This window comes from Chitinophaga sp. LS1 (assembly GCF_034274695.1).
Taxonomy (GTDB): Bacteria; Bacteroidota; Bacteroidia; order Chitinophagales; family Chitinophagaceae; genus Chitinophaga.
On record NZ_CP128362.1, the window covers coordinates 6,035,251 to 6,056,347 of the forward strand.

Here is a 21,097-nt window from a genome sequence, read left to right on the forward strand (position 1 = left end):
CCAGTCCCTAAATTGTTTTCCCTTCTTTTCCAAACTCCTTCCTGATCCCTGCCAGTATATCTTTTTGTAAGATGGATATATCGCCTCTTTTTAAAGCTGCAAGACAACTATGTCGCGATACGTTGATAATAGCCCCACCAGTCATCTCATACTTTTTAGCCACCTCAGATAACAGAGAAGCGTCTTCCATGGTCACATGTGCTGGGAATGATTGTTGCCAGAGCCGTTCACGTTGTGCAGGCCCCGGTACAGGAAAATAGATCATCGACTGAAAGCGGCGACCAAAAGCTTCGTCTATATTTGCTTTTAAGTTTGTAGCCAGTACCACCAATCCCGGAAAATCTTCGATCCTTTGTAACAGGTAAGCTACTTCCTGATTTGCATAGCGGTCATTTGAAGAGGTGGTGTTGCTTCTCTTCCCAAACAATGCATCAGCCTCGTCAAAGAATAATATCCAGTTTTTATTGATGGCCTGATCAAATACACCCGCCAGATTTTTCTCAGTCTCTCCTATGAATTTTGATACGACCATGGATAGGTCAATACGGTATACATCCAGCCCGAAGGTCTTACCCAACAGGCAGGCTGTTAAGGACTTGCCGGTACCCGGAGGCCCATAAAACAATGCCCGGTAGCCGGGTTTGATTTTGTTACTCATTTTCCAGTCCTGCAGCAGTGTCTGTCCATATTCAACCCAGGTTCTTATTTCATCGACTTCGGCCATGGTTCGTTCATCCAGTACCAGGTCGTTCCAGTCCAGGCCCGTTTCAATTCTTTTGGCAGGAAAGTGTATACTGTAGTCAGGTTTATGAGGTGTACCTAAGGTAAAATAACTGAGGTATTCATTCGTTACCTGCAATGCGCCACTAAAGAATGGTTCATCTGCATGTGCGGGTTGAATACGCAGGATATTATGTTTGGCGAAGAAATGATCGGGTCCTAATAATTGTTGCAAGAGGAATCGCTGTTCCAGCTGATCGCCTGCTATTACAAAAGCGGCAGTTTCTCCGGTAGGCAGAAAGCCGCCGTGTTGCTGGCCTTTGATACCTCCAAATTCTGTAAACCCTCTATCGTAAGTGCTATTCCTGAGGTAAAAGATATCAAGCAACTGTGGTTGGATATGGGGAGCGAGTGCGAGTAATAATAAGATCCTTTCGGGGATGGTGACATTGTAGTGTTTCAGGATCCGCGCATACACTGAATCATCGGAAGGTAATGCCGGTGGCGCAGGGGAAGAGATAGTACTTTTTTCAAAGTATTGCTGCATGCGTACTTCCAGTACCTCTCTGAGCCACGTAAACTCCTGTTGTAAAACGATGGCATTTGAACTGATCAGCAGGGTGTCCATTCCGTATAAAAGAATTTATCTGTCCAGGAAGTTTTGATCATACCAAAACTCCATGGCAGGGTTTGTAAAATAATATCGTATCCCCGCGGCGTCACTTTTTGAAACCAGGCGTCCTGGGCCTGCCATACCAATCCTTCACGTTGTAGAAAGCTGGCGCGAAAACTATCTACACTACTGTTTCTCATTTTCTCCCATTGCTGAATGGCAGCGTTGATGAGTTGGACGGCTAACTCCTTTTCAAGTTGCGTAATTTCAATATCTGGTGTCAATGGTTGTTCCAGCGGATAATTGCAAAGGATCTTATTTAGTACCAGTTCATGTTCTGCATGATCGGTCCGGCCATCTACGAGTAGTTGCAATAACCGGATAGCCCTTTGTTGCGCCTTTGAATCTACGAATTTACCATTTTGCAATAATTGCAACCGGTTGAAGTAGGTATGGAAATAAGGATGCAATAGTACCAATCCTGCATTGTTGATACGTATACCTTCCTGTTCTGATGTAGCCATCTTCTTCTTTGGAATTTCTGGTGTTATTGGCTGTAATATACGGCGGGTTGCTCTTTCATCAAACTGTTTCAGGAAATCATGTAAAGCCTTTTTATATTGCTCCGCATCTTTCAGGATCAATTTCCCTCCCAACCATTGCAGGTTAAAGACCCTGAATAAATGCCGGATCCGTTCCCTTTCAATATTGTCGGCACCCAGCAGTACGAGTTCTTCCTGCATTTCCTTCAGTATATCCACCGTGAATATGGGTGCATCTGCCAATAGTAACCAGAATTCTTCTTCTCTCAGTAAATGGGCAATTCGTTGTATCGCCGGTGCCGCCTGCAATACCTGTGTGTAAAATCGTTTTTTATCGGTGGTTTTGCGCCAGATCTCTATAAAGCTATCCGTCTGGTGGTCATTCAATGTCTCCTGCAAATAACGGATGGTATCGCGCTCTACATATTCTGCCAGGTGTTTTTGAATCTGCTCTTCCAATGGATTGACTGGTTTGGCAAACAGCTGGTGCATTCTTAGTCGGATTTGGGGGAACCGCACCGACTTCTCCCACAGGGAAAATAACAACACGGCTCTTTTTCGGTATAATAATATAATCGCCTGTTGCAAGAGCCCATTTTGTAAACCGGGTTGCAGTTGTGTAAACCAATATGGCAGGGCTTCACCGCTTAAGAATAAGGTAATCAGGAACACAGCCTGTTGCCATACCTCTTCCCTATCCGATTGATCCGGTATGGTGTCATACCCGATCCATGATGCAGGGAGCGGTACATTGGGACCATAGGGATCCAATATACGCCGAACCATAACATCTCCGGATGTAACGAGTAAAAAATACGCCAGCACTGATTCCCTTGTAGTCGCAATGGTAGGCGATACATCCGAGAATTTCTCTTCATACAGTTCCCTGATCAGGGCAGCCAGTGAGCCTGCCGGTATTTCTTTTTTATAAAAGATCAATGCCTGTCTGAAGGTATACAGCAATCGTATATAGCCGATATTGAAGTGATGCGCCAGTTGTTCCAGGTTACGGCGAATGAACGTCTTCCTGTTAAACTGACCGCTGTTATCTGTTACGAGATAAGTAAGTACAAACAGCCACACCATTTTTTCAAATTCTTCCTGCGTGGCTTTAACTGCTGGCCGTTGTTGTTGCAGCATCAGCACATTGGCAATGTAACCATAGATAAACTCCGCCTGATCCGGTTCCAGTAAGGATATCAGCTTTTCCAGCGTATGCCTGGAAAAGTGGTAGACAATCCGGCGCAGTACATAGTCTGTCTGACTAATGCCGATGATAAACCTGCCAAAGCGATCCGGTGTAGTGGTGGTCAGCCGGATCATGTATTCATCCAGCAATGCGCCTTCGCTACTATCCGCCCACCATGGCAAGGTACCTGTCACCAGGTAATGTTCCAGCAAGGCATATAGTCGTTCCGTTTCATCTTTAAAATACAAATTGCCGGTATCCTGCGTCAACAGTTCCAGCTTGCCTTCCAGCGCATCACGGAGTGCTGCGATAATGCGATCCGTTATTTGCTGCTCAAAATTGTCATACGCGAGCTCCCCCAGATCCAGTTCCAGCCGCTCAATCCACACACTTTCTCCGTTCGCGCCCAATTGGTTGAACAACGTGGCCGTAGCCGGTTCTATACTTTGATTGAACACGCGGCTGATCCTGTCCTGCAATTCACCAGCCAGCTCCCTTTCTGTAAAGGTCGCATCCATCACTATCTGCTGTATCTTATGTGAGAAAGTCAAGTATTTTATCTTTATTGTCCTGATCAAAATAAGCGGCCTCAAATTTCCGCATATCATTTACGCCCAGCCAGCGGAATTTCAATTTATATTGTGTAGGTGTCAGGTCCCTGAACAGTGATTCTGTGAATCGTCTGAACTCTTCATACTGGCACCTGGCCGGCCATGCGGAGAGTACAATGGTAATATTAAACTTAAAAAAGGATTCAGGCAGCACATGCCAGGGAGTGGCCATAACAAAGAATTCTATATGCCCGCTTACATCCTCCAGGGCCTTTTCTCTATCCACGAAGGTGAGGTGATGTGCTTCTTTCAACACTTCTCCTTTGCTGTTCTTCACCCTGAATCCATAAACAGGATCTGTAAACAAAGGTTTGAGCAGGGTATGTTCCACCACATAAAACCCTTCCGATTGTATACTGATGTTTTTGAGATGCCGGATCATGGCTATCTGCGCAGCAAGGGCTGCTTCCCGGGTGGTATGTCTGGCTACTGCCTGCCAGATGCGCTGACCGGGCGATTTGTATAATACAAGATAATGATCGTGGTTTTCCACAATTCTGTAATGCACCGGATCAATTCCATATTTGAGTAAATGCAGCGGCTGATGCCCGAAATAATAACCTTCTTCATCCGGTGGTATTTCACTCACCACATGCAGTATCTCATCGGATATATACACCGTAAATTCCTCCGAAGGATGATCATTTGTAATACTCAGGTGGGATTTCTCAAATACGGCCGTCAGTCGTTCGCCCTGTTCCTGGTGTATGAACAACAATTGCCGCAGGGCTTCCTGATACCCACCAGCTTCTGCCTGTATACGTGCATACATCAAATCGGGCAGTTTTTTGAGCAATCCTGCTTTCCATTCCAAGGTGCTAATGCCTCCATATAAGCGCTGAAAGAGGGTAATTGGATATGGTAGCAAGGGTAGATTAAATCTGGCCAGTAAATGGTCTAAAACAGCCTCTTTCCGTTCGTTCGATTCTCCGGTCTGTGGCAATGCATCCAGGTATCCCGGATCCAATAGTTGTGCTATACCCGGAACGTCATCCAGGGATTGGGAAAAGTAGGTAGATTTCTCCGCAGGGGAAAAGAAATGGCTGATATTGCCCAGCTGCGCCGCGTAATTGGCCAGTACCTGCTCAAAAAACAACAAATATCCCTTTAATTGCTTCGCCTGTGCTTTTCTTGCATCTGTTTCATCTTTGGAAATGCCTTCCCGTCCTATCCCATAGATAGCAGGGAAAAAATGTTGTATGGAATAATATTTACCCAGATCTCTGTATGTACTTTGCAGCGTAGTATCGATCATTGCTACCTGCTGTCCTGTATAATGTCGTTTCCGGATTTCCTTGATCCGCTCGAATACATTCCAGAAAAGCGCGTCCTGCGAATGATGTTCAAACTGGTCACTGACGATGCTGATATCATTCATACTGTTACTGATATCAACGGATGCAAAATAACCGGATGGTATGCGCACCTGTTTGTTACTAAAGTTGTTACCATCCAGAGAGAGGTACAGGTACTTCACCTGCAATACGCCATCAAGGCTGGAAATGGCTTTGATTAGTTCTGCAGGATCTACCTGTATCCTTAATGGTTTGAGGTCTTCATCAGGAATAAAGCCGCCGGAGAGCAAAGGACCCGAGTAGATTTCTTCCGTGGTCTTTCCCATTGCGAGCAATTCAGCTTCTGAGAGAAATCTTACCGGGGGATGAATGGTCTGCTCAATTGTATTGCAGATATAGGCCAGTGTTTCCTTGACGTGTTGTTTGCCATCGACGAGTATTGCAGCCTTAATAGCTATGTTGAGGGGACGCAGTATCGTAATCTCTTCAAAGTTTTCTCCCAGGCTGCGGTACCGCATCAAACAACCTTTGACATCTTCTTTCAGCTGATCGTATTGCCCGGTGGTGGTAATGCTCTCATCCGGCTGTACCAATACTTTGAAGATACCTTTACAGATTGTACTGCCAGACTTCGCAACCACGGGTTCTATCCACACCTGCTCTACACCCACTACCTGCCCAAGCAGGAGTTTACAGAAATCGGTAGTGGTTACCGGGCCTGAGCTCAGCACTTCTCCTTTGTTAAAAAAGGCATGTGCCTTTGGATCGATATGTCCTGTGGGGCCGGCCAGAATTTCCTCTATAGGGAAACCTGTTTTGTACCGCAGGTCCGTCATTGCAAAGCACAACTGTTCCAGCATGGTCACACCCGGATCATGAATGTTATAGTCTGTCCATATATGCCCGGATAACTTTTGCACCATGACCAATGCCTCATCTCTCAGTCTCTCATAATCAGAGGGCCCCTCCTTTTTGATCTGTATAGGCTTACTGTTCATTAGTGATAACATTCAGCAGGTAAGAACGATGCATCATCCCACAGTCGGGTGATCCTGTAATAAATTTCTACGTCTTTACCATAGTTGCTGTTTGTGCGTAACTGCAGGCTATAATTCTTTGTATTTCCTTTCCATCGCAGGCGAAGTCTGTTCCAGAAGAAACCATAGTACGCATCCGTACTGCGAATGCTATTGCGCCCGTTACCAAAGGCACTCACAGCGATTGCATGCATGATGGCAAACCGGCCTGTATTCTTTATGCCAACCCTTGCCATTACTTCCATCGCCTGGCAATTATTGAGACCTATTAGTATATCCTGCCATTTTCCATTGGCGGGTATCGTGCCACAAATATAATTGCCTACACGGCCCTCCATGGCAATAAAACCATTGACCTGCAATCGGGTGTTTTCACCACAGGGTGCTCCCAACCCCATACTGCCATTGGAATGTAGGAATACACTATGCGCATCCCGCTTTACTTCTTCTGTTTCTGTGGTAAATGCCTGCATGCGCAGGGTCGGGCTGGTGCGCTCATCTTTTTCCATCATGAAAAATGGCGATTGTTCGTTTGTATTGCGGTAAAAGCTGATCAATTTGTTAGAAGTACCCAACGCCTTTACCTGTAAGCCATTTTCTTCATCTTTTGCAAACCCGTCTTCCTGCTTGTTGATGGCAGAATCAATCAGGAAGGCAAAATGGGTTTCAGTAGGTATTTTCCCATTTTTAAAATGCTCTTTCAGCTCTTCTCTGCCTAATGTTTTAGATGCCATAATGTAATTATTTTGAGTGAATACTTAATCGTATCATTTCTCCTTCCATATCATTGTTATCTGCTGTATGTCCATAATTGGGCAGCAGCTTTCTGCCTACTATCATCTCTTCGCCGGTAATCATGCCATTGATGCCGATGGGTGAAGGCTCCCTGTATATTGATTCGCTGATAACATTGATAAGGTGGTGATTGGCGGGGATTAATACAGCTCCGGGTGTGGAAGGCATGATAAATTCAACATCTTCCAAAGCAGTATCCAGTGCACAATATGTTTTTTCCCCCGTCTTTGGATCCGTTTCTGTAAAAAAGTGTACTAATGAAAATGCTGTCATATACGTTACATATGGCAGTTTCCTGATAAAGCTGATCAGGTCTGTCAGGTAAATCCTGCTACCGATGCTCAGGTCCGCATCTTTATCGTAAAGCCATGGGGTAAGGAAGTGATGGATGTCATCCTGCATTCTGTTCAGGTAATAGTTGCTATCATTGTCATAAAAGCGCACATCGCAGATCACCTTTACTCTCTCGTATACCGGATTGTGTACGGCTACTTCCATATAAGGCGGCATCAGACTTTTTACATAATCACGGATGCTGTAGAGTGTGGCCAGGTCAGTTCTGGGCTCAGGCATTTCCATTCCTTTCTGTAGTCGGGGTACCACGATCAGTTGCAGGTCTGGCCCTGTATCTTCATGATTCGAGATATACTTGGCAATGAGAATATCCGGGAAGGCTTCCAGTACCATTTGAATAATGTCTACGCCTAATACTGGTCTGTTCTTATGCCGGAGCCTTTCGCTCACACGTACATAATACTCTTCCTTTGTTTCAGCTGGTCTGCCACCAAAGGAAGGAAAGAGCTGGTAGACCTGCTGTATACCTCTCACTTCTTTCTGCAGGCTTTTGATAGATAAGGGGGGAAGACTAGTGCTTATCGCAGTGTCTGCCTGTTCCCTTCTCACAATACCTGCATTGAGAAAGATGCCTTTCACCATTGGTCGTGTGGCAGGAGCTTCGGCACAGGACAACCGCAGCCATTGAATACCGGGTTCCAGACGGGTATGGCCGCCGGCATCCAGCATCGGCATTTTTAATACAATGATGCCACTCCGGATAAAGCTTTGTGTACTATCCGCCAGTATATGCTGTTGCTCCAGTGGCAACCACTTGTCATTATGCAGATAGCTCCATTGATAGCTTTGCAGTGTGCCGGTGGTGTCGGAATAATATTTTTCTTCCAGCTGAAATAAGAACGAAAGGATTTCCTGTTGTTTTACCTTTTCCAGCCCGATATATAAATTCGCTGCATGTTCAACTTCAGGCAGCAAAGTAAATTCTGATTCATTTGCCTGCGGATATGCCAGCCTGTACCCAAAAGGATAGATATGTAACAATGCCGTACGCCGATTCACATCTTCCACCAGTTCTGGTTTGAACACTTCTGTATGTTCCAGGTCATACTCCACTGTGATAGATTTCACAATGGGAATATATGGTGGATTTGGGATCCGGCGCTTTTTGGCCCATTTATTCGCATTGTGGGTTACAACTTCCGGGAATAGCTGCGTATACAGGCGATGCCCGAAAGCATCTGGTGGTCCTGTGAGTTCCAGTCTCACCACGCCATCTTCGTAGTAACTACTTTTCCGGGGACTGTTATTGAAATTTATTCTGAGAAAATCGATATGCCGGATGTCTGTTTTTTCTGACAATTTCTTATCCTGTCCTAATTTGAACAGGTGAAATTGTTGCCGCTTTTCTTTTGCAGGCAGAAAGACGCCATCCCGCATATTGCTTAGGCTTACCTGGAAAGCATCGTTCGTTATGCCTGCATTATAATCTGCATACCAGTTATCAAAGCCGCCTTCTACAGCAGGCAGGTCCAGCCATTCCAGCTGCAGGGTAAACTGTTTCGTATAACGGTTAAAGATATTCGCATTTGTGATCTGCAGGTAGCTGCCGACAGTAGGGGCTGGTCCAAATAACTGAAATGGATTCGCCGCACTCAACGGACCTACATTATTCTGCAACTGCACCGACCTGAATCCTTTTACTTTTGCATGGATAGTGACCCTGTCCAGTTTCATGTATTGCAGGTAAGAATAGGGATGATGGAAGCTGCTGTTATTGAGCTCGATCTTTACCATCGGGTGTACGATCTGGTACTTTTCGCCATGCAGTTTTGGATTGTATGCAACAGCGGGAGGAGCCGTCATACCTATTGTATAAGAAATCTGTATACTATCTGTTGTAAACCTTGCTGTATATTCCTTTATCAAAAGCCATCCTTCCGGCCCGGTATAATAGATCTGGAATGCGGAGGAGAGCAGTTCCCATTTTAACACATCTTCCTTTCTGTTCATCAAAACAGAGAGATTGGAAATATAGCTATTGAGCTTTTCAAAACTTGCTGGTGTACCATATAAATGAATCGTCACTGTTCTGGCACCTTCTTCGAGGCATAATACCGGTGATGCCAGTATGAAACCCATAGACATGATATCCATGGTCCGGTTATTGTCACCCAGTTCTGCCTGTTCTTCACCCAGCATAGGCCATGACTGTACAGGAGGTGCATCCGGCAAATATGCGGCCGCAGTTGGAATGGTCTGCTTCTTCATATATAACTGTGTTTCTACCATATCCTGTTGCGCATCGTCACGAGCCCTTATCTGTTTGTGATGACCAACAAACACGGTTCGCAGGGCGACCAGCCTGGTCTGCGATACGGGTATTTTGAACAACAGGCGGAATAGCACAGGGGGCTTCCCCTTCACGAGTTCCGCAGGGAACAAGGTATTTTCCGGCAATACCTGATTAGGGGCATTGGGCATGGGCACTATCAGCACATGTACAACATCCGGTTCTGCGTTTTTAAAAGGAATGCCGAGTACCGTCGTATAGTAATATTCAAGATGCCGAGCTGTGAGTCCGTTGATCTGTTGCTGCAGTTGTTTGTATAATTCAAGAAATGCGAGCAACAGCCCGATATGCGGATGGTGCTGATGTTCTGGTTCCAGCAATTTCAATTGCCGGTTGGCGGCGCTGGTCACCTGATAGAACGTGGCACGAAGGCGGTTGTAGATTTCATTCAGGGATTCATAACCCAGAAAGGTACCGGGATGTGGATACTGTGCAGCCCGTTGTGCACTTCTGGCGAATTGTCCTGACGGATCGACGGTATGTAAGGTCGTCCCTGGCTGAAAGAGCGCCAGTGCCTGGGTTTCGTAACTCAACAGATGGTACACATCGAGTTCCACACTGTCCATCACCTGATCAATGTAATTCCAGAAGGCCGCCGCTGTATCTGCTGTTCTGGCCAGTTGCAGCTGATGGCCCAGTAAGATGGCGATGGTATATAACAGATCAAACAGGGCTGTCAATCCTTCCCTTAGTTGTTCTTCATTGCCTGCTTTTTCAAGTCCCTGCCGAATGTCCTGTTGTACGGTCTGATAAGCGCCAAAATCTAATCGTGCGATATATTGTAAAACAACCCGCAGGTCACCCTGCAGAAATTCCTGCCAGTGACCATCTGGTTCGTTCTTTAGGTTATAATAACGGATCTGTTTTGAAAGCTCCACCAGCTGCATGAGCAGGTCTGCGGGACTGCGGTCATCGATCTTTACATACGATGGATGCAAGGCGGGCAGGTAACGCTCTGACTGAGTAACCCCATCTCTGATATAGTCAAAGAGATGCTTCATGTAAGACTTGTACCCTCCAGGAAGTAAAACGGATATACCAGATTATGCCTGGTATTGGTAATGATGACCGTATAATTCAATTGAATGTGCAGTATTCCTTTCAACTCATCTCTGCTCAGCAATTCAATATTGACGTCTTTCACTCTTGGTTCATAATTCAGGAGTGCGTAGTAGATCATATGCTTCATTTCGCCCATCAGGGAAGAAGCAAAATTTTCGAAGACCAGCTTATTCAGATCACAGCCAAAGGTGGGTTGCATCAGTCGTTCGCCGGGAATGGTACTGAGAATGATGCGAATGCTTTCTTCGATATCAGCAATATCGGATACCATAATGGCGGTGCGGCCTACCTTGTCAAAAGAAGGCGGGAAGCTCCAGCCTGTACCTAAGAATGATTGTATATCCATGTTATCCTCCTATTAATACGGTTGGACATCCTATTACAATTGAACCACCGTGTGCGGTGCTGTCGCCCATTCTGGCTGCAGGTTTGCCACCTATCATGACGGTAGCGGAACCTTTCACAATGGTATCCGGCGGACCGGTACATACGCAAATATCGCCCAGTACAGCGGCCGGCATTTTGCCAATGAGCACTGTCGGCATACCCGGACCAGTTATAGGGCCACCTACGTGTGGTATTGGTGGCAGGCCCGGTGTTACCATCGGGCATACATGCATATCGGTGAGTCTGGCTGCGGGAGTTCCCATGTTGTTATTATTTTAGTTAATCATCACCATACCGCCTTTGATCACGGTTTGACCGGAAGCAGAAAGTTCTGCAGAGGCGTTGCCCTGCGCGGTAAAACCTACCTGTGCCGTTTGCTTAATATTCATACCATTGAGTTCCAGGTCTTGCGTGGCTTTGCCAGTCAGCTTTTGCGTAGCTTCCATTGTAATGTTCCCGGTTGCCTTGAGCACGATGTCTTTTGCACTGTTAAGGGTTATACCGCTATCATCCAGTTTGATACTGTTGCTGTTCTGATCCTGCAGCGTAATACTTTTGCCTTCATCGCTGATGGTAATGGAATTATTACCGGGGGTGGTTATTTTGATGATCTTTTTATCATCATCAAAATTCACCTGCAACTGGCTCCTCGTGTAGAGGGCTTTGATGTTATTTTTTTCATCTGCCTGTGATAAAGGGGGTGTATTTGCTTTTCCATACAGCGAGCCCAATATGATGGGATAGCGGGCATCGTTTTCCAAGAAACCCAGTATCACTTCATCACCGACCTCCGGACAAAACACCGCACCGGCGCCTGATGTGGCGTAGTAATTAGCGAGTCTTGCCCAGATGCCTTTTTGTTCTGCATAGGCAGATACCGGTTTTACCTGCACCCGGTAGGTGGAACCCGGATCTGCGGAGATCTTAACCACCGTGGCCAGTTGCAGACCATGAATAGGCGGTACCTGGCCATTTGCATTGCTGTAGGAATATTGTTCTTTATCGTATATAGGTTTTTCTGAGAAACCAAAACCTACGGTTGTAGTCCATTCTCCTTCTTCCATGGTATGCCTGACCATGCTTACGTATGCATTGCCATTGAAGCGTGCACCTACTCCATTGAGTGTAATCATATCGCCAGGTTTTACTGTGCCATTGCCAATAAAAGAAACCTGCCCTTTTACAGCGCTCATACGCATACGCAGGAGCAGATTGTCTGCCCAGGTCTTCAGGTCTGCCTGTACCAGCGGAACAGTGGAGGTGACCTGGAAGGCCGTCTGATCCAGTTTGCCGGATAATGACGTGGCTGTTTGATTGCCAGGTGTAGTCACAGTCGGCTCTGTAGCATCGGCTGTGATCAATGCCAGTGTGCCGGGATCCCAGGCGGCTGTTTGTAAAGAAGGCGGTTGTTTTTCAGCACTCACTTCTCCTTTGAAGTCAATGATGGAATCGCCCATAACAATGCTAAGTACGGGGTCTGTACTAAAATCAGGCAGCCCTACCGTGATATCATCGTCATACATGGTAGTAACGAAACCATTGAATGCCGCTCTTGTGAGCAGGAAATCCCAGTCTGTCGACATCTTCTGAAATACGGTTTCCAGTTGCGAACTGGTGCTGGTCACGGTGGCAGTTAAACTATAATTACCTGCGAGTTTGCTCATGATGGCACTATCTGTCATAGCGTCAAATTCACATTCCTTCCTGTTGTATGTCATCTTCACGGCCTTGTGCCTGCAGGTCACGATCAGTTTGGTTCCACCTTCTGCACTGGCTGTGATAGCCTGTTTTACGATCACTCCTTTGAAGATACCTGTTTGCTCACCTGTACCATAGCCTGCAGAAATAGCGATCTCATTACCTGGAATGAAATCATCTCCCTCACTGATGGGAAAATTACCTGCATCGCCTTCCGTATCTTCATTCAGCCCCTCGGCAATCACGATTTCTGCGTATGAGATACGGTTCACTTCATGCACGATTTGTATAGATACAATAGGATATTTTTCCTCCACCGGGTTGTCTGCAACAGCAACGGTGAAGGTGAAATTGACGTCCTGTATATTTGCGGGTGATGAAGCCGGCATTTAGATCTTTTTAAGTGGTGGAAAATACAACTGATCACCTGGGCGGATGGCATGCACACTGTTCAGGTTATTGAACCGTGCGACCTCTATGTAAAAAGAAGAATTGCCATAAATACGGTATGCCATCAGGGGCAGTGTATCTCCTGCCCTGACGGTAAGTATATGTGTAAGATCCGGAGAGTTTTTGCCTGCTTCCTTGTTCTTGGTCAGAAAGTCTTTCGTTTCTGCCAGTCTGAGTTTCGCCTCTGCACGGAGGGTAGCGCCACCGGAATCGAATAATTTATAGTTAATGGTGAGGCCTTCACTGACACCAGTGACCAGCACATCACCCCATATTATTTTCAGGTAGTGACGGTGATGGAGATTTCCATCATAACGGGATACCACATCACTGAGTTTGTCGATATAATCATCAACAGATCTGATGCCGTCAGGAAACGGTATCACACCTGTGCCATCAATCACCAGGCTCAGTTCAAACCTGGCAGCACTGCTTTTGAATGTTTTAGTATCCTTGCTCTTATTCATTTCCTCACTGCTCTTATAATCCGTCATATAGCTTTTGGAAAAGCTGGCAGGATTGATCATGGCATAGATAGATTTGCCCACAGATTGCGTACAGGCCATATCACTGTACGCCTCTATTTTTAGTTTGGTCAGTTGTGGCATTGTGCGTCGTTTATCTGTCTTCAGCGCTGGTTTTCAAACCTGCTTTTAATTGTTGCATACACTCCTTTACAATCTTATCCTTCAGTTGGCGGATCAGGGCTGCATCCGGTACTTCCAGTCTGGGTGTCTGACCTGAGGTAATGGTGACTTTGATGACCAGTTCACGTATTTCAAGCGCCATGGTTACAAGGTTTTTTCGAAGAAATCATAAGCGAGTTCCAGTGTTTCAATCACGATTTGTCCTTCTTTGGCAGTGAGGCCGCTATAATCCAGTTTTACGGCATATGCATTGAAGAATGACCAGATAGCGATGGGCATAGCATTCTCTTCCAGCAGTTGTACAATGATGGTTTTCGGTTTGATGGAAAATTCATTGATGCATTGCTGTGCCCATAGTATGAGCGGAGATTCGATGACCATGCCCCGCTTCAGTACCAGGTTGCCGTATTTGGGAGGAGAAGGGAGCCGGTGGGTGAACCGGTTCTCTCCTCCTTCCTTTACTTCTTCGGGCGAAATAGATACAGAAAGGCCGTTTACTTCCATGAAGTTGCCTTCCTGCATACCAAAGATGCCTACGAATGCCACCTTGAAAAAAAAGCCCGTAGGCGGATAATAAGTGGTGTTGGGAAACGGCATAATTTATCAACTTGGAGCTAAACCTTCGTGAGCCACTTCCATAGTTTCTACGGCCACTTCGTTCGCATCAGATTTCATGTCTGTCACCGTAATCTTTGATGGGAAGGCATTTTTCAATGTCCAGCTCATCGCTACCTGCTGACCTTCGTCCAGCAGACTGATAACGATGCTGGAGCGTTTGTAGGTGTTCATCTTGATAGCGCTGTATTTGTCCCACAGAGCTTTGTCACCTTTGAAGATGCCTTTCTTCAGGGTAATGTTTGAGAACTTCTGTATACCCGGCATTTTCACTGTGGAGTATACAGGGCTACTGCCACCTCTGTATTCGATGATCTGTGTTTCGGACGATAACCCAGTGACTTCCTGGAAAATCAGTTCTGCGCCGTCCCACATCACCTTGAAGGAGAATTTGACCAAAGGCCACACCGTCTGTGACTGTGCTGATCCGTCATCTGCCATTTTATAATGATTTTAGGGGGTGAAAAAATATTATGATTGCTGCATTTGTTGCTGGAATGTGATCACGATAAATTCTGCAGGCCGAACGATGGCTACTTTAACCGTGATGAGCATCTTGCCTTCCAGGATATCCTGTGGGGTCATGGTGGTGCCTAAGCCGATCTGCACATCATAAGCAGCTTCTGGTGCGGCACCTGCAAGAGCGCCTTGTTTCCAGAGGTTGTTCAGGAAGTTGTTGATCATGCTTTTTACGGTCACCCAGGTTGTGCCATCGTTTGGTTCGAATACATATGCACGGGTCGCCAGCTTGATAGATTGCTCGATCATGATGAGGGTGCGTCGAACATTGACATAGCACCAGTCTGCGCTGTTACCGTCCAGGGTTCTACCACCCCAGACCAGAACACCGATACCTGGGAAAGGTCTGATCACGTTGATAGACTTACCGGCCATCACGTCGACGTTCAGGTCTTTCTGCTCATCATGCGAGATGTTTACAGCAGGTGCTGTCACCATGTTGATGCTCACATTGGCGGGAGATTTCCATACACCACGGTTATTGTCAACCATGGTATACAGTCCTGCAATAGCGCCGCTGGGAGGCAGTTCATTCAGGCGTGACCGGATTTCTTCAATGATACTGGTGTAGGTAGGGCTGGCGGCTTTGAGGGACTGGTGATAATTCTTTTTTGCATCATCATCAGGTGTAGCGACAGCTTTGAAGGTGGTTACGATTTTTTGCGCGTTCACTTCCGGCAGTAGCGTGCTCAGATCAACCTTGTCGTCCAGATTGGCGAAGGTGACTTCGCTAGGTTGTACGATGGCTGTTTTTAGCCAGGGGTAATAGGCAGCGCCATAGTTCAGTGAATTGATACCAATACCATCCCTGAATTTTTTCACTACATCTTCCGTGGTGTCCGTCAGGCCTTGTTGTGCCAGGTCGAAGATGCCGAAGCGGCTCTGCGTTTCCTGGCAGTGCGCGAGTACTTTGGTGTAAATGGTATTGTATGCTGCTTCGCCGAGTGCGATGGCATCAGGAATGACCACCAGGGTTGGTTCGTATTCCTTTTTGAGAAGGTCGAAGATATTCGGTTTGGTAGCAGAGCCGAAAAAGTCTTCCCCGGCAATTTCAATTCCATCAGGCTTATCGCCATAGGTGCCAACGGAAACGATATAACAGTTACTGCCACCGTTTGCGTAAAAGAGACGAATACTGTTGAAGAGGTACAATGTATTTTTCTCATTGATCGTTACCGTAAAAGGTTTTTTATCGATCATAAAGGTTTCACCGGGTTTGGCAGGGTCTGCCGCAGCGATGGTAAACTTCGCTTTAAATCCTTCACCGAAGTTCGCTACGAACTCCGCAAAGGAAGTAATGCGGGTGGGCTTGTTGATCAGCGATTTCCCGAATCGTTCGGCTATCTGCGTGTAGCCGATAAATACAGGAACCGCTGTTTCGACGGCGACCACCGAGCTGGGGAAGGCGTTCTTTTCTTCGATATAAACGCCTGGTGTCATTAGTGAGGCCATAGATAGAGCAGTTTAACAATTAGTATAAAAAGATCTCAGACGAAAGCAGTGGGTCACCACCTGCGGCAGATATTCTGCTGACATCCGGTTTGGGCAATTCTGGTATGACTACACGCCAGGCATCACTGCCTGTAGCATAATCTACCAGCATGAAAGGCGACTGTTGCTGTGCTAATGTGACGGGTGTGTCGGAGATAAATGTAATGACGTTCCGGCCATCCGGCAACACAGCAGATTGCGGTCCCTTGAAAGTCGTAGTGCCGGAAGGGTCCACTACAGCTGGTTTCGCTATCTCCTGCAAGTGCCCGCTCATCAGGAAATAGTGCCAGTGTGTAGCCTTCGGTGCAAAATGAATCTCATAGTTCGACTGTAATTCCTGTGTCAGCAGCAATTCAATTTGGCCAAACGGCCGGACAAAGCAGGGTACTGTCAGCGGAGCAACTTCACTAGCGGAAACGTATAATTCCTGGTGTAACCTGCCCGTAGAATTATTTTTATTGGTGAACAGGAGTATACTATTCCGCAGATCGTGCTGCTGCAGATCCGTGTAATTATAAAAGAGGTGATCCTTTAAAGACAGGTCAAAAATGAGGGTCAAAGCATCCTGTAGGATGTTTTCCCTGGTGAGTATGGTATCATCAAAAGACAAGGTGATACCATCAGCCTGCTGCCGCAGCAGCAAGCCATAACGTCGCAGATCTCTTGCCGTGGCAACAGGGATGTGTACCTGCAGCTGATCATACCTGGTTGAAGCGTAATAGTGGTGACGGAAATGAACCGCTGTTAACAGTGTATAGCTCATGAATATCTATATACAAAACCCAATTATACAAGGCTGGTACTCCCGGATGGTGCCGATACATCAGGCCTGTATTCCCTGATGACGCCCTCATCGAATGTGAGCATACGCATCTTGTATATCACAGATGGCATATACTTCGCACCCAGGGTGGCCCATACATTATTCAACCGCTCTGTACCCAGACTCTCCATTTCAAACATCAGTTTATCTATCCGCTTGTCCAGCGAAGGAGTATTCGCACTTGTCAGCACATTTCTGGACTGAAAGTATGCAATAATAAAAGAGAGAAAGCGCAATGCTTCCGCATAGTTATTACTACTGAAATAAGCTGCAAATAGTATATAGAGGTTGATGCATACCGGGGGCATGCTTCGTGCTGCTACATTACCGTTATTAAAGCCTGGTGCGCTTTTGCCGAGTGGTTCTTTTTCTACGTTAATGAGCGTAAGTACAACCTTATTTTCGCCCTGGATTGCAATAGTACCATCCTGGTTGACGATGGACGACAACACTACTTTGTCTTCGCTGAGATGCAGTTGCCTGTTGAAATATTTATTGATCTCATCAGAAATGCAGGAAAGGGTCTCATAGATCATGTCGGTCGTTTTAAGACAATATCAACCCGTATAACCATGTATGTTAGCAAGCACATACTATGATCATACCATGTTATAGAATATGTTTAGAATGCCCGATACGATATCAGTTACTCAATATTGTGAGGGATCTTATATTGGGAACAGGCAATCGTAACGTTAGGATACGTCAGTGTTAAGGAGTCATTAAAGTTGTTTAATTAATTAGTATTTGAATTCTGCGGGCTAGGAATTCTTAATTACGTGCAATATAGGAGTTAATAAAAATTATTCAAATTTTATTTTGAATAAATAATTATATATTTTTTACGAGGATTCCTTACTATTGCATCATTGACCTCGCCCAAAGTCACAACATTAAATTGAAGTAATGAGACCGTGCATGCGGGATTATCTCCGTTTTATATTATTCATCCTTTCGCTATTCTTCTTTGCAGGTAATACCATGACTGCTACTGTTGCTGTGTGCCAGCAAATGCCGAAGGACACGGCTTTCAAGACGAAACTGCTAAAGCGGATCACTGAAATGTTACAGTTCAGAAAAAACGCGCACAGACGTGAACAGCAGCGCATGATCACCATCGTCAACGGACTTTTTGTGGATTCGCTGGTAGCTACGCCGGCAGCGATTAAATACCTGAACTGGGCATTGGATAATGAACGAAGTCAAAACTTCGGGCAATTACGGCAACTACTAAACGATAGTTTATCTAAACGAAAGTCAGATACTGTATTAGTGAAAGCGACTATTACTGATGAAGAGATGACCGAGCTGGCAGCGAAGCTCATACCGCTGTTAAAGCAAAAGGAAGCAATGATCCGGAATGATACAGCACAACAACAACGATTGAAAACAATCCGGACCCTATACAGCAGACCCCCTGATCAGGTAGATACCTTGAGACTCAATGATACTACAGGAATAACGTATAAAATAAAGTTAGGGCACGAGGCAGAAGTGATCGGTATTCAGGCGAAGGATAATGGAGATGCATATTTGAATTACAATTTCACTTCGCTGAGTTATCTTTCCATTGCACCGCCGGGACCATCCAAAATATTGACTGCTGCCAGCAAAGGTGGTTGTAAGACATTGCTTACCCTATCAGCAGGTAAGGGATTATTACAAAATGAAGAGCAGCAGTTTGAGCTGGTAGATTCTTTGTTGCTGGCGTTGCAGGATCAGGAGGCAGCTGGGGTGAATGTCTGGTTTAAAGATTTGAAACAAAATGAGCGGGAAGCGTTTGTAAGATTTGTGACGATACTATATAATTATCTTGATCATAGTGCACCTGGAAAATATAGTGTATCAATCACGATACCTGCGTATGATAAAAATAAGGCGTATGATTTGAGAGAGCTCGCCCCGATGGTGAAATATTTCCTGATCAATTTTACAGAGGCGCCAGCTACAGTGGGTAGTAGTGATCCATTGAAAGGGAATAATAATTACAGTATAGATGCTGTAGTGTCAAGGTATGTGAATCAGCTTATCGCACCTGGGCAATTTATTGTGATGCTTCCTTATGATGGGATTAAATGGACGGGGAAGAGTTATTCCTATGTAGCGTATAAGGATATTAAAAAAGCGTTTCCGGCAGATACGATGATCAATTATGATGTGACAGCAGCATCAGCGTATGTAGAGAAGATGGAGAATGGCAAGACCGTGCAGATCTGGTTTAATGATCCGACTACGCTGGATGTGAAGTATGATTATGTATTGAGGAATGGATTGGGTGGAGTGGCAATTTGTCCGCTGGGAGCGGATGACGGGTATGGGGAGTTGTGGGATGAGCTGACGGATAAATTTGTGGTGGCGGATACAGTTTGGATGGATACGGTGAGATTAACACCATTGCCTGTAAAAAAACTGAGTTTGTGGACGCGGATTAAGTTGAGGTTCAGGCATGAGATCCGGGCGATCCATATGCTGTTTCATGATCCTTGCGGTATCAGGGCAGAGAATTATGCCAGTGATGAATATTTTAAATACCTGACGATATTTCTGTTTGTTTGTGTGGTGATAATTGGAGTGGTGTATGCGTATAAAGTGCGGATGGATGGCGCGGATTGGAAATGGCGGCAAAAGGTGTTGTATTTGTTTATAGGGCTGATTGTGTTGTTTGGGCTGTCGTTTACGACGAGTTTGATGTTGGCGAAAAGGATGCCGTGGCTGGGCCTTACGGATGATCCTGTGGAGTGTAGAAATATCTCATTGTATAATGTATTGGTGGTTTTTTTGATTGGTATTGTGTTGGGGATGATTTTGATGAGGGTGTTTGTTTTCCCGTTGGCGAGGAAGAAAGATATGCCATAAAGGTTTGGCGTATTTCATTCCGGGTTTTAATACTTTTTTATCTCAATGTTGTATTTTGTCTCTCATATTGGTGTTATAATGGCGTTGTAGCTTCTGTGCACCAAATAATACTTTTTTACTACCTTGCAGATAGAATGCCATCGTTATGAGAGAAAAATTATTACGGGAGATCACTCCGCTGACACCCAATGATTGCTTCACATTATTTGCCAGAGAGAAGACGGGTTTTGATTTCCCATTGCATTATCACGAGGAGTTTGAACTGAATTTTATCCAGCATGCCACGGGTGCAAAGCGCATCATTGGGGATCATATGGAGGAAATCGGCGACCTGGAACTGGTACTTGTAGGCCCCAATCTTCAGCATGGGTGGTTTACGCACAAGCATGCCGGAGGGGTAATCCGCGAGATCACCATTCAGTTTCACAGGGACCTGTTTGATGATAAATTTTTACAGCGGAACCAGATGAGTTTTATCAGAAGTATGCTGGAAAGATCGCTTCGGGGTATTCTTTTTTCGCAGGAGACGGTGGGAAGTATAATGCCCCGGTTAATACAGCTGCCACACAAGCAGGGATTTGACTCTGTACTGGAATTACTGTCTATTCTCCATGACCTCTCTATTTCCCGGAATATCAGGATCCTGTCGGATGCAAGTTTTCGGAATACGGAAACGCTCTCTTACAACAGCCGGCGGATTGACAATGTGATGAAATACCTGAACGAGCATTTTGACAAAAATGTCACTCTTGGAGAGGCGGCAAAAATAGCGTCGATGACAGAGGTGTCTTTTAGTCGTTTTTTTAAGCTGAAGATCGGGAAGACATTTGTAGATACGCTTATAGAAATCCGGCTGGGTCATGCTTCCCGCATGTTAATAGAAACCACGCATAGTATTAATGAAATCGCCTATAAATGTGGGTTCAATAATATATCAAACTTCAATAGGATTTTCCGCAAAAAAAAGGATTGCACTCCTAAGGAATTCCGGCAGGCGTATACTTCTTCATCAGGTGTGCGCACCTTTGTTTAAGGGAGAAAAAATGGGGCTTTGGACCAAATTTTGACGATATTAGCTTATGCCGATTAATCCCGGCATTTTA

At 45.5% G+C, this 21,097-nt stretch carries 17 protein-coding genes; 2 read left to right on the forward strand and 15 right to left on the reverse strand.

Features of this window, described 5'->3' with window-relative positions:
* Positions 1-7: 7 nt before the first annotated feature.
* Genes QQL36_RS24870 through QQL36_RS24940 form a run of 15 tightly spaced genes read right to left on the reverse strand, consistent with a single transcriptional unit; the run spans position 8 to position 17,674 of the window.
* Positions 8-1,348 carry an ATP-binding protein gene (locus QQL36_RS24870; protein WP_083725768.1) on the reverse strand — a complete coding sequence of 447 codons (1,341 nt, stop codon included), beginning with the start codon at positions 1,346-1,348 and terminating at the stop codon, positions 8-10.
* Positions 1,333-3,615 (reverse strand): contractile injection system tape measure protein, encoded by a 2,283-nt coding sequence (locus tag QQL36_RS24875; RefSeq protein WP_321567147.1) that lies wholly within the window; start codon positions 3,613-3,615, stop codon positions 1,333-1,335. The genes QQL36_RS24870 and QQL36_RS24875 overlap by 16 nt, the downstream gene beginning before the upstream one ends.
* Entirely contained in the window at positions 3,599-5,968 is a 2,370-nt protein-coding gene (locus QQL36_RS24880) for a hypothetical protein (RefSeq protein WP_321567148.1), read from the reverse strand. Before QQL36_RS24880 ends, QQL36_RS24875 begins: the two co-directional genes overlap by 17 nt.
* Positions 5,968-6,741 (reverse strand): hypothetical protein, encoded by a 774-nt coding sequence (locus QQL36_RS24885; RefSeq protein ID WP_321567149.1) that lies wholly within the window; start codon positions 6,739-6,741, stop codon positions 5,968-5,970. Before QQL36_RS24885 ends, QQL36_RS24880 begins: the two co-directional genes overlap by 1 nt.
* 7 nt (positions 6,742-6,748) lie before the next feature.
* The gene (locus QQL36_RS24890; RefSeq protein WP_321567150.1) at positions 6,749-10,447 is read right to left on the reverse strand and encodes a hypothetical protein; all 3,699 of its coding nucleotides are present in this window, start codon (positions 10,445-10,447) and stop codon (positions 6,749-6,751) included.
* The gene (locus QQL36_RS24895; protein WP_083725778.1) at positions 10,444-10,854 is read right to left on the reverse strand and encodes a GPW/gp25 family protein; all 411 of its coding nucleotides are present in this window, start codon (positions 10,852-10,854) and stop codon (positions 10,444-10,446) included. Before QQL36_RS24895 ends, QQL36_RS24890 begins: the two co-directional genes overlap by 4 nt.
* Before the next feature lies 1 nt (position 10,855).
* On the reverse strand, positions 10,856-11,158 hold the full coding sequence (locus tag QQL36_RS24900; protein ID WP_321567151.1) for a PAAR domain-containing protein: 303 nt from the start codon (positions 11,156-11,158) through the stop codon (positions 10,856-10,858).
* A gap of 12 nt (positions 11,159-11,170) precedes the next feature.
* Positions 11,171-12,982, reverse strand: a complete 1,812-nt coding sequence (gene vgrG, locus QQL36_RS24905; protein WP_083725796.1) for a type VI secretion system tip protein VgrG — start codon at positions 12,980-12,982, stop codon at positions 11,171-11,173.
* Positions 12,983-13,651: a CIS tube protein gene (locus tag QQL36_RS24910; RefSeq protein ID WP_083725798.1), complete on the reverse strand. Its 669-nt coding sequence runs from the start codon at positions 13,649-13,651 to the stop codon at positions 12,983-12,985.
* Between the two features lie 10 nt (positions 13,652-13,661).
* A complete protein-coding gene (locus QQL36_RS24915) occupies positions 13,662-13,832 on the reverse strand; it encodes a DUF5908 family protein (protein WP_179091212.1) in 171 nt (56 codons plus the stop codon).
* A gap of 2 nt (positions 13,833-13,834) precedes the next feature.
* Positions 13,835-14,287 carry a phage tail protein gene (locus QQL36_RS24920; RefSeq protein ID WP_083725800.1) on the reverse strand — a complete coding sequence of 151 codons (453 nt, stop codon included), beginning with the start codon at positions 14,285-14,287 and terminating at the stop codon, positions 13,835-13,837.
* A 6-nt stretch (positions 14,288-14,293) separates the two neighbouring features.
* Entirely contained in the window at positions 14,294-14,746 is a 453-nt protein-coding gene (locus QQL36_RS24925; protein WP_083725802.1) for a phage tail protein, read from the reverse strand.
* 30 nt (positions 14,747-14,776) lie between these two features.
* Positions 14,777-16,276 carry a phage tail sheath family protein gene (locus QQL36_RS24930; RefSeq protein WP_083725804.1) on the reverse strand — a complete coding sequence of 500 codons (1,500 nt, stop codon included), beginning with the start codon at positions 16,274-16,276 and terminating at the stop codon, positions 14,777-14,779.
* A 19-nt stretch (positions 16,277-16,295) separates the two neighbouring features.
* Entirely contained in the window at positions 16,296-17,078 is a 783-nt protein-coding gene (locus QQL36_RS24935) for a hypothetical protein (protein ID WP_083725806.1), read from the reverse strand.
* A gap of 23 nt (positions 17,079-17,101) precedes the next feature.
* A complete protein-coding gene (locus tag QQL36_RS24940; RefSeq protein WP_083725808.1) occupies positions 17,102-17,674 on the reverse strand; it encodes a DUF4255 domain-containing protein in 573 nt (190 codons plus the stop codon).
* Between the two features lie 370 nt (positions 17,675-18,044).
* Between QQL36_RS24940 and QQL36_RS24945 the strand changes: the two genes are divergently transcribed.
* Both QQL36_RS24945 and QQL36_RS24950 read left to right on the forward strand, forming a co-directional pair.
* Positions 18,045-19,994 carry a glycosyl hydrolase family 18 protein gene (locus QQL36_RS24945; RefSeq protein WP_321567152.1) on the forward strand — a complete coding sequence of 650 codons (1,950 nt, stop codon included), beginning with the start codon at positions 18,045-18,047 and terminating at the stop codon, positions 19,992-19,994.
* A 145-nt stretch (positions 19,995-20,139) separates the two neighbouring features.
* Positions 20,140-21,027: a helix-turn-helix domain-containing protein gene (locus QQL36_RS24950; protein ID WP_083725812.1), complete on the forward strand. Its 888-nt coding sequence runs from the start codon at positions 20,140-20,142 to the stop codon at positions 21,025-21,027.
* The last annotated feature ends 70 nt before the right edge of the window (positions 21,028-21,097 follow it).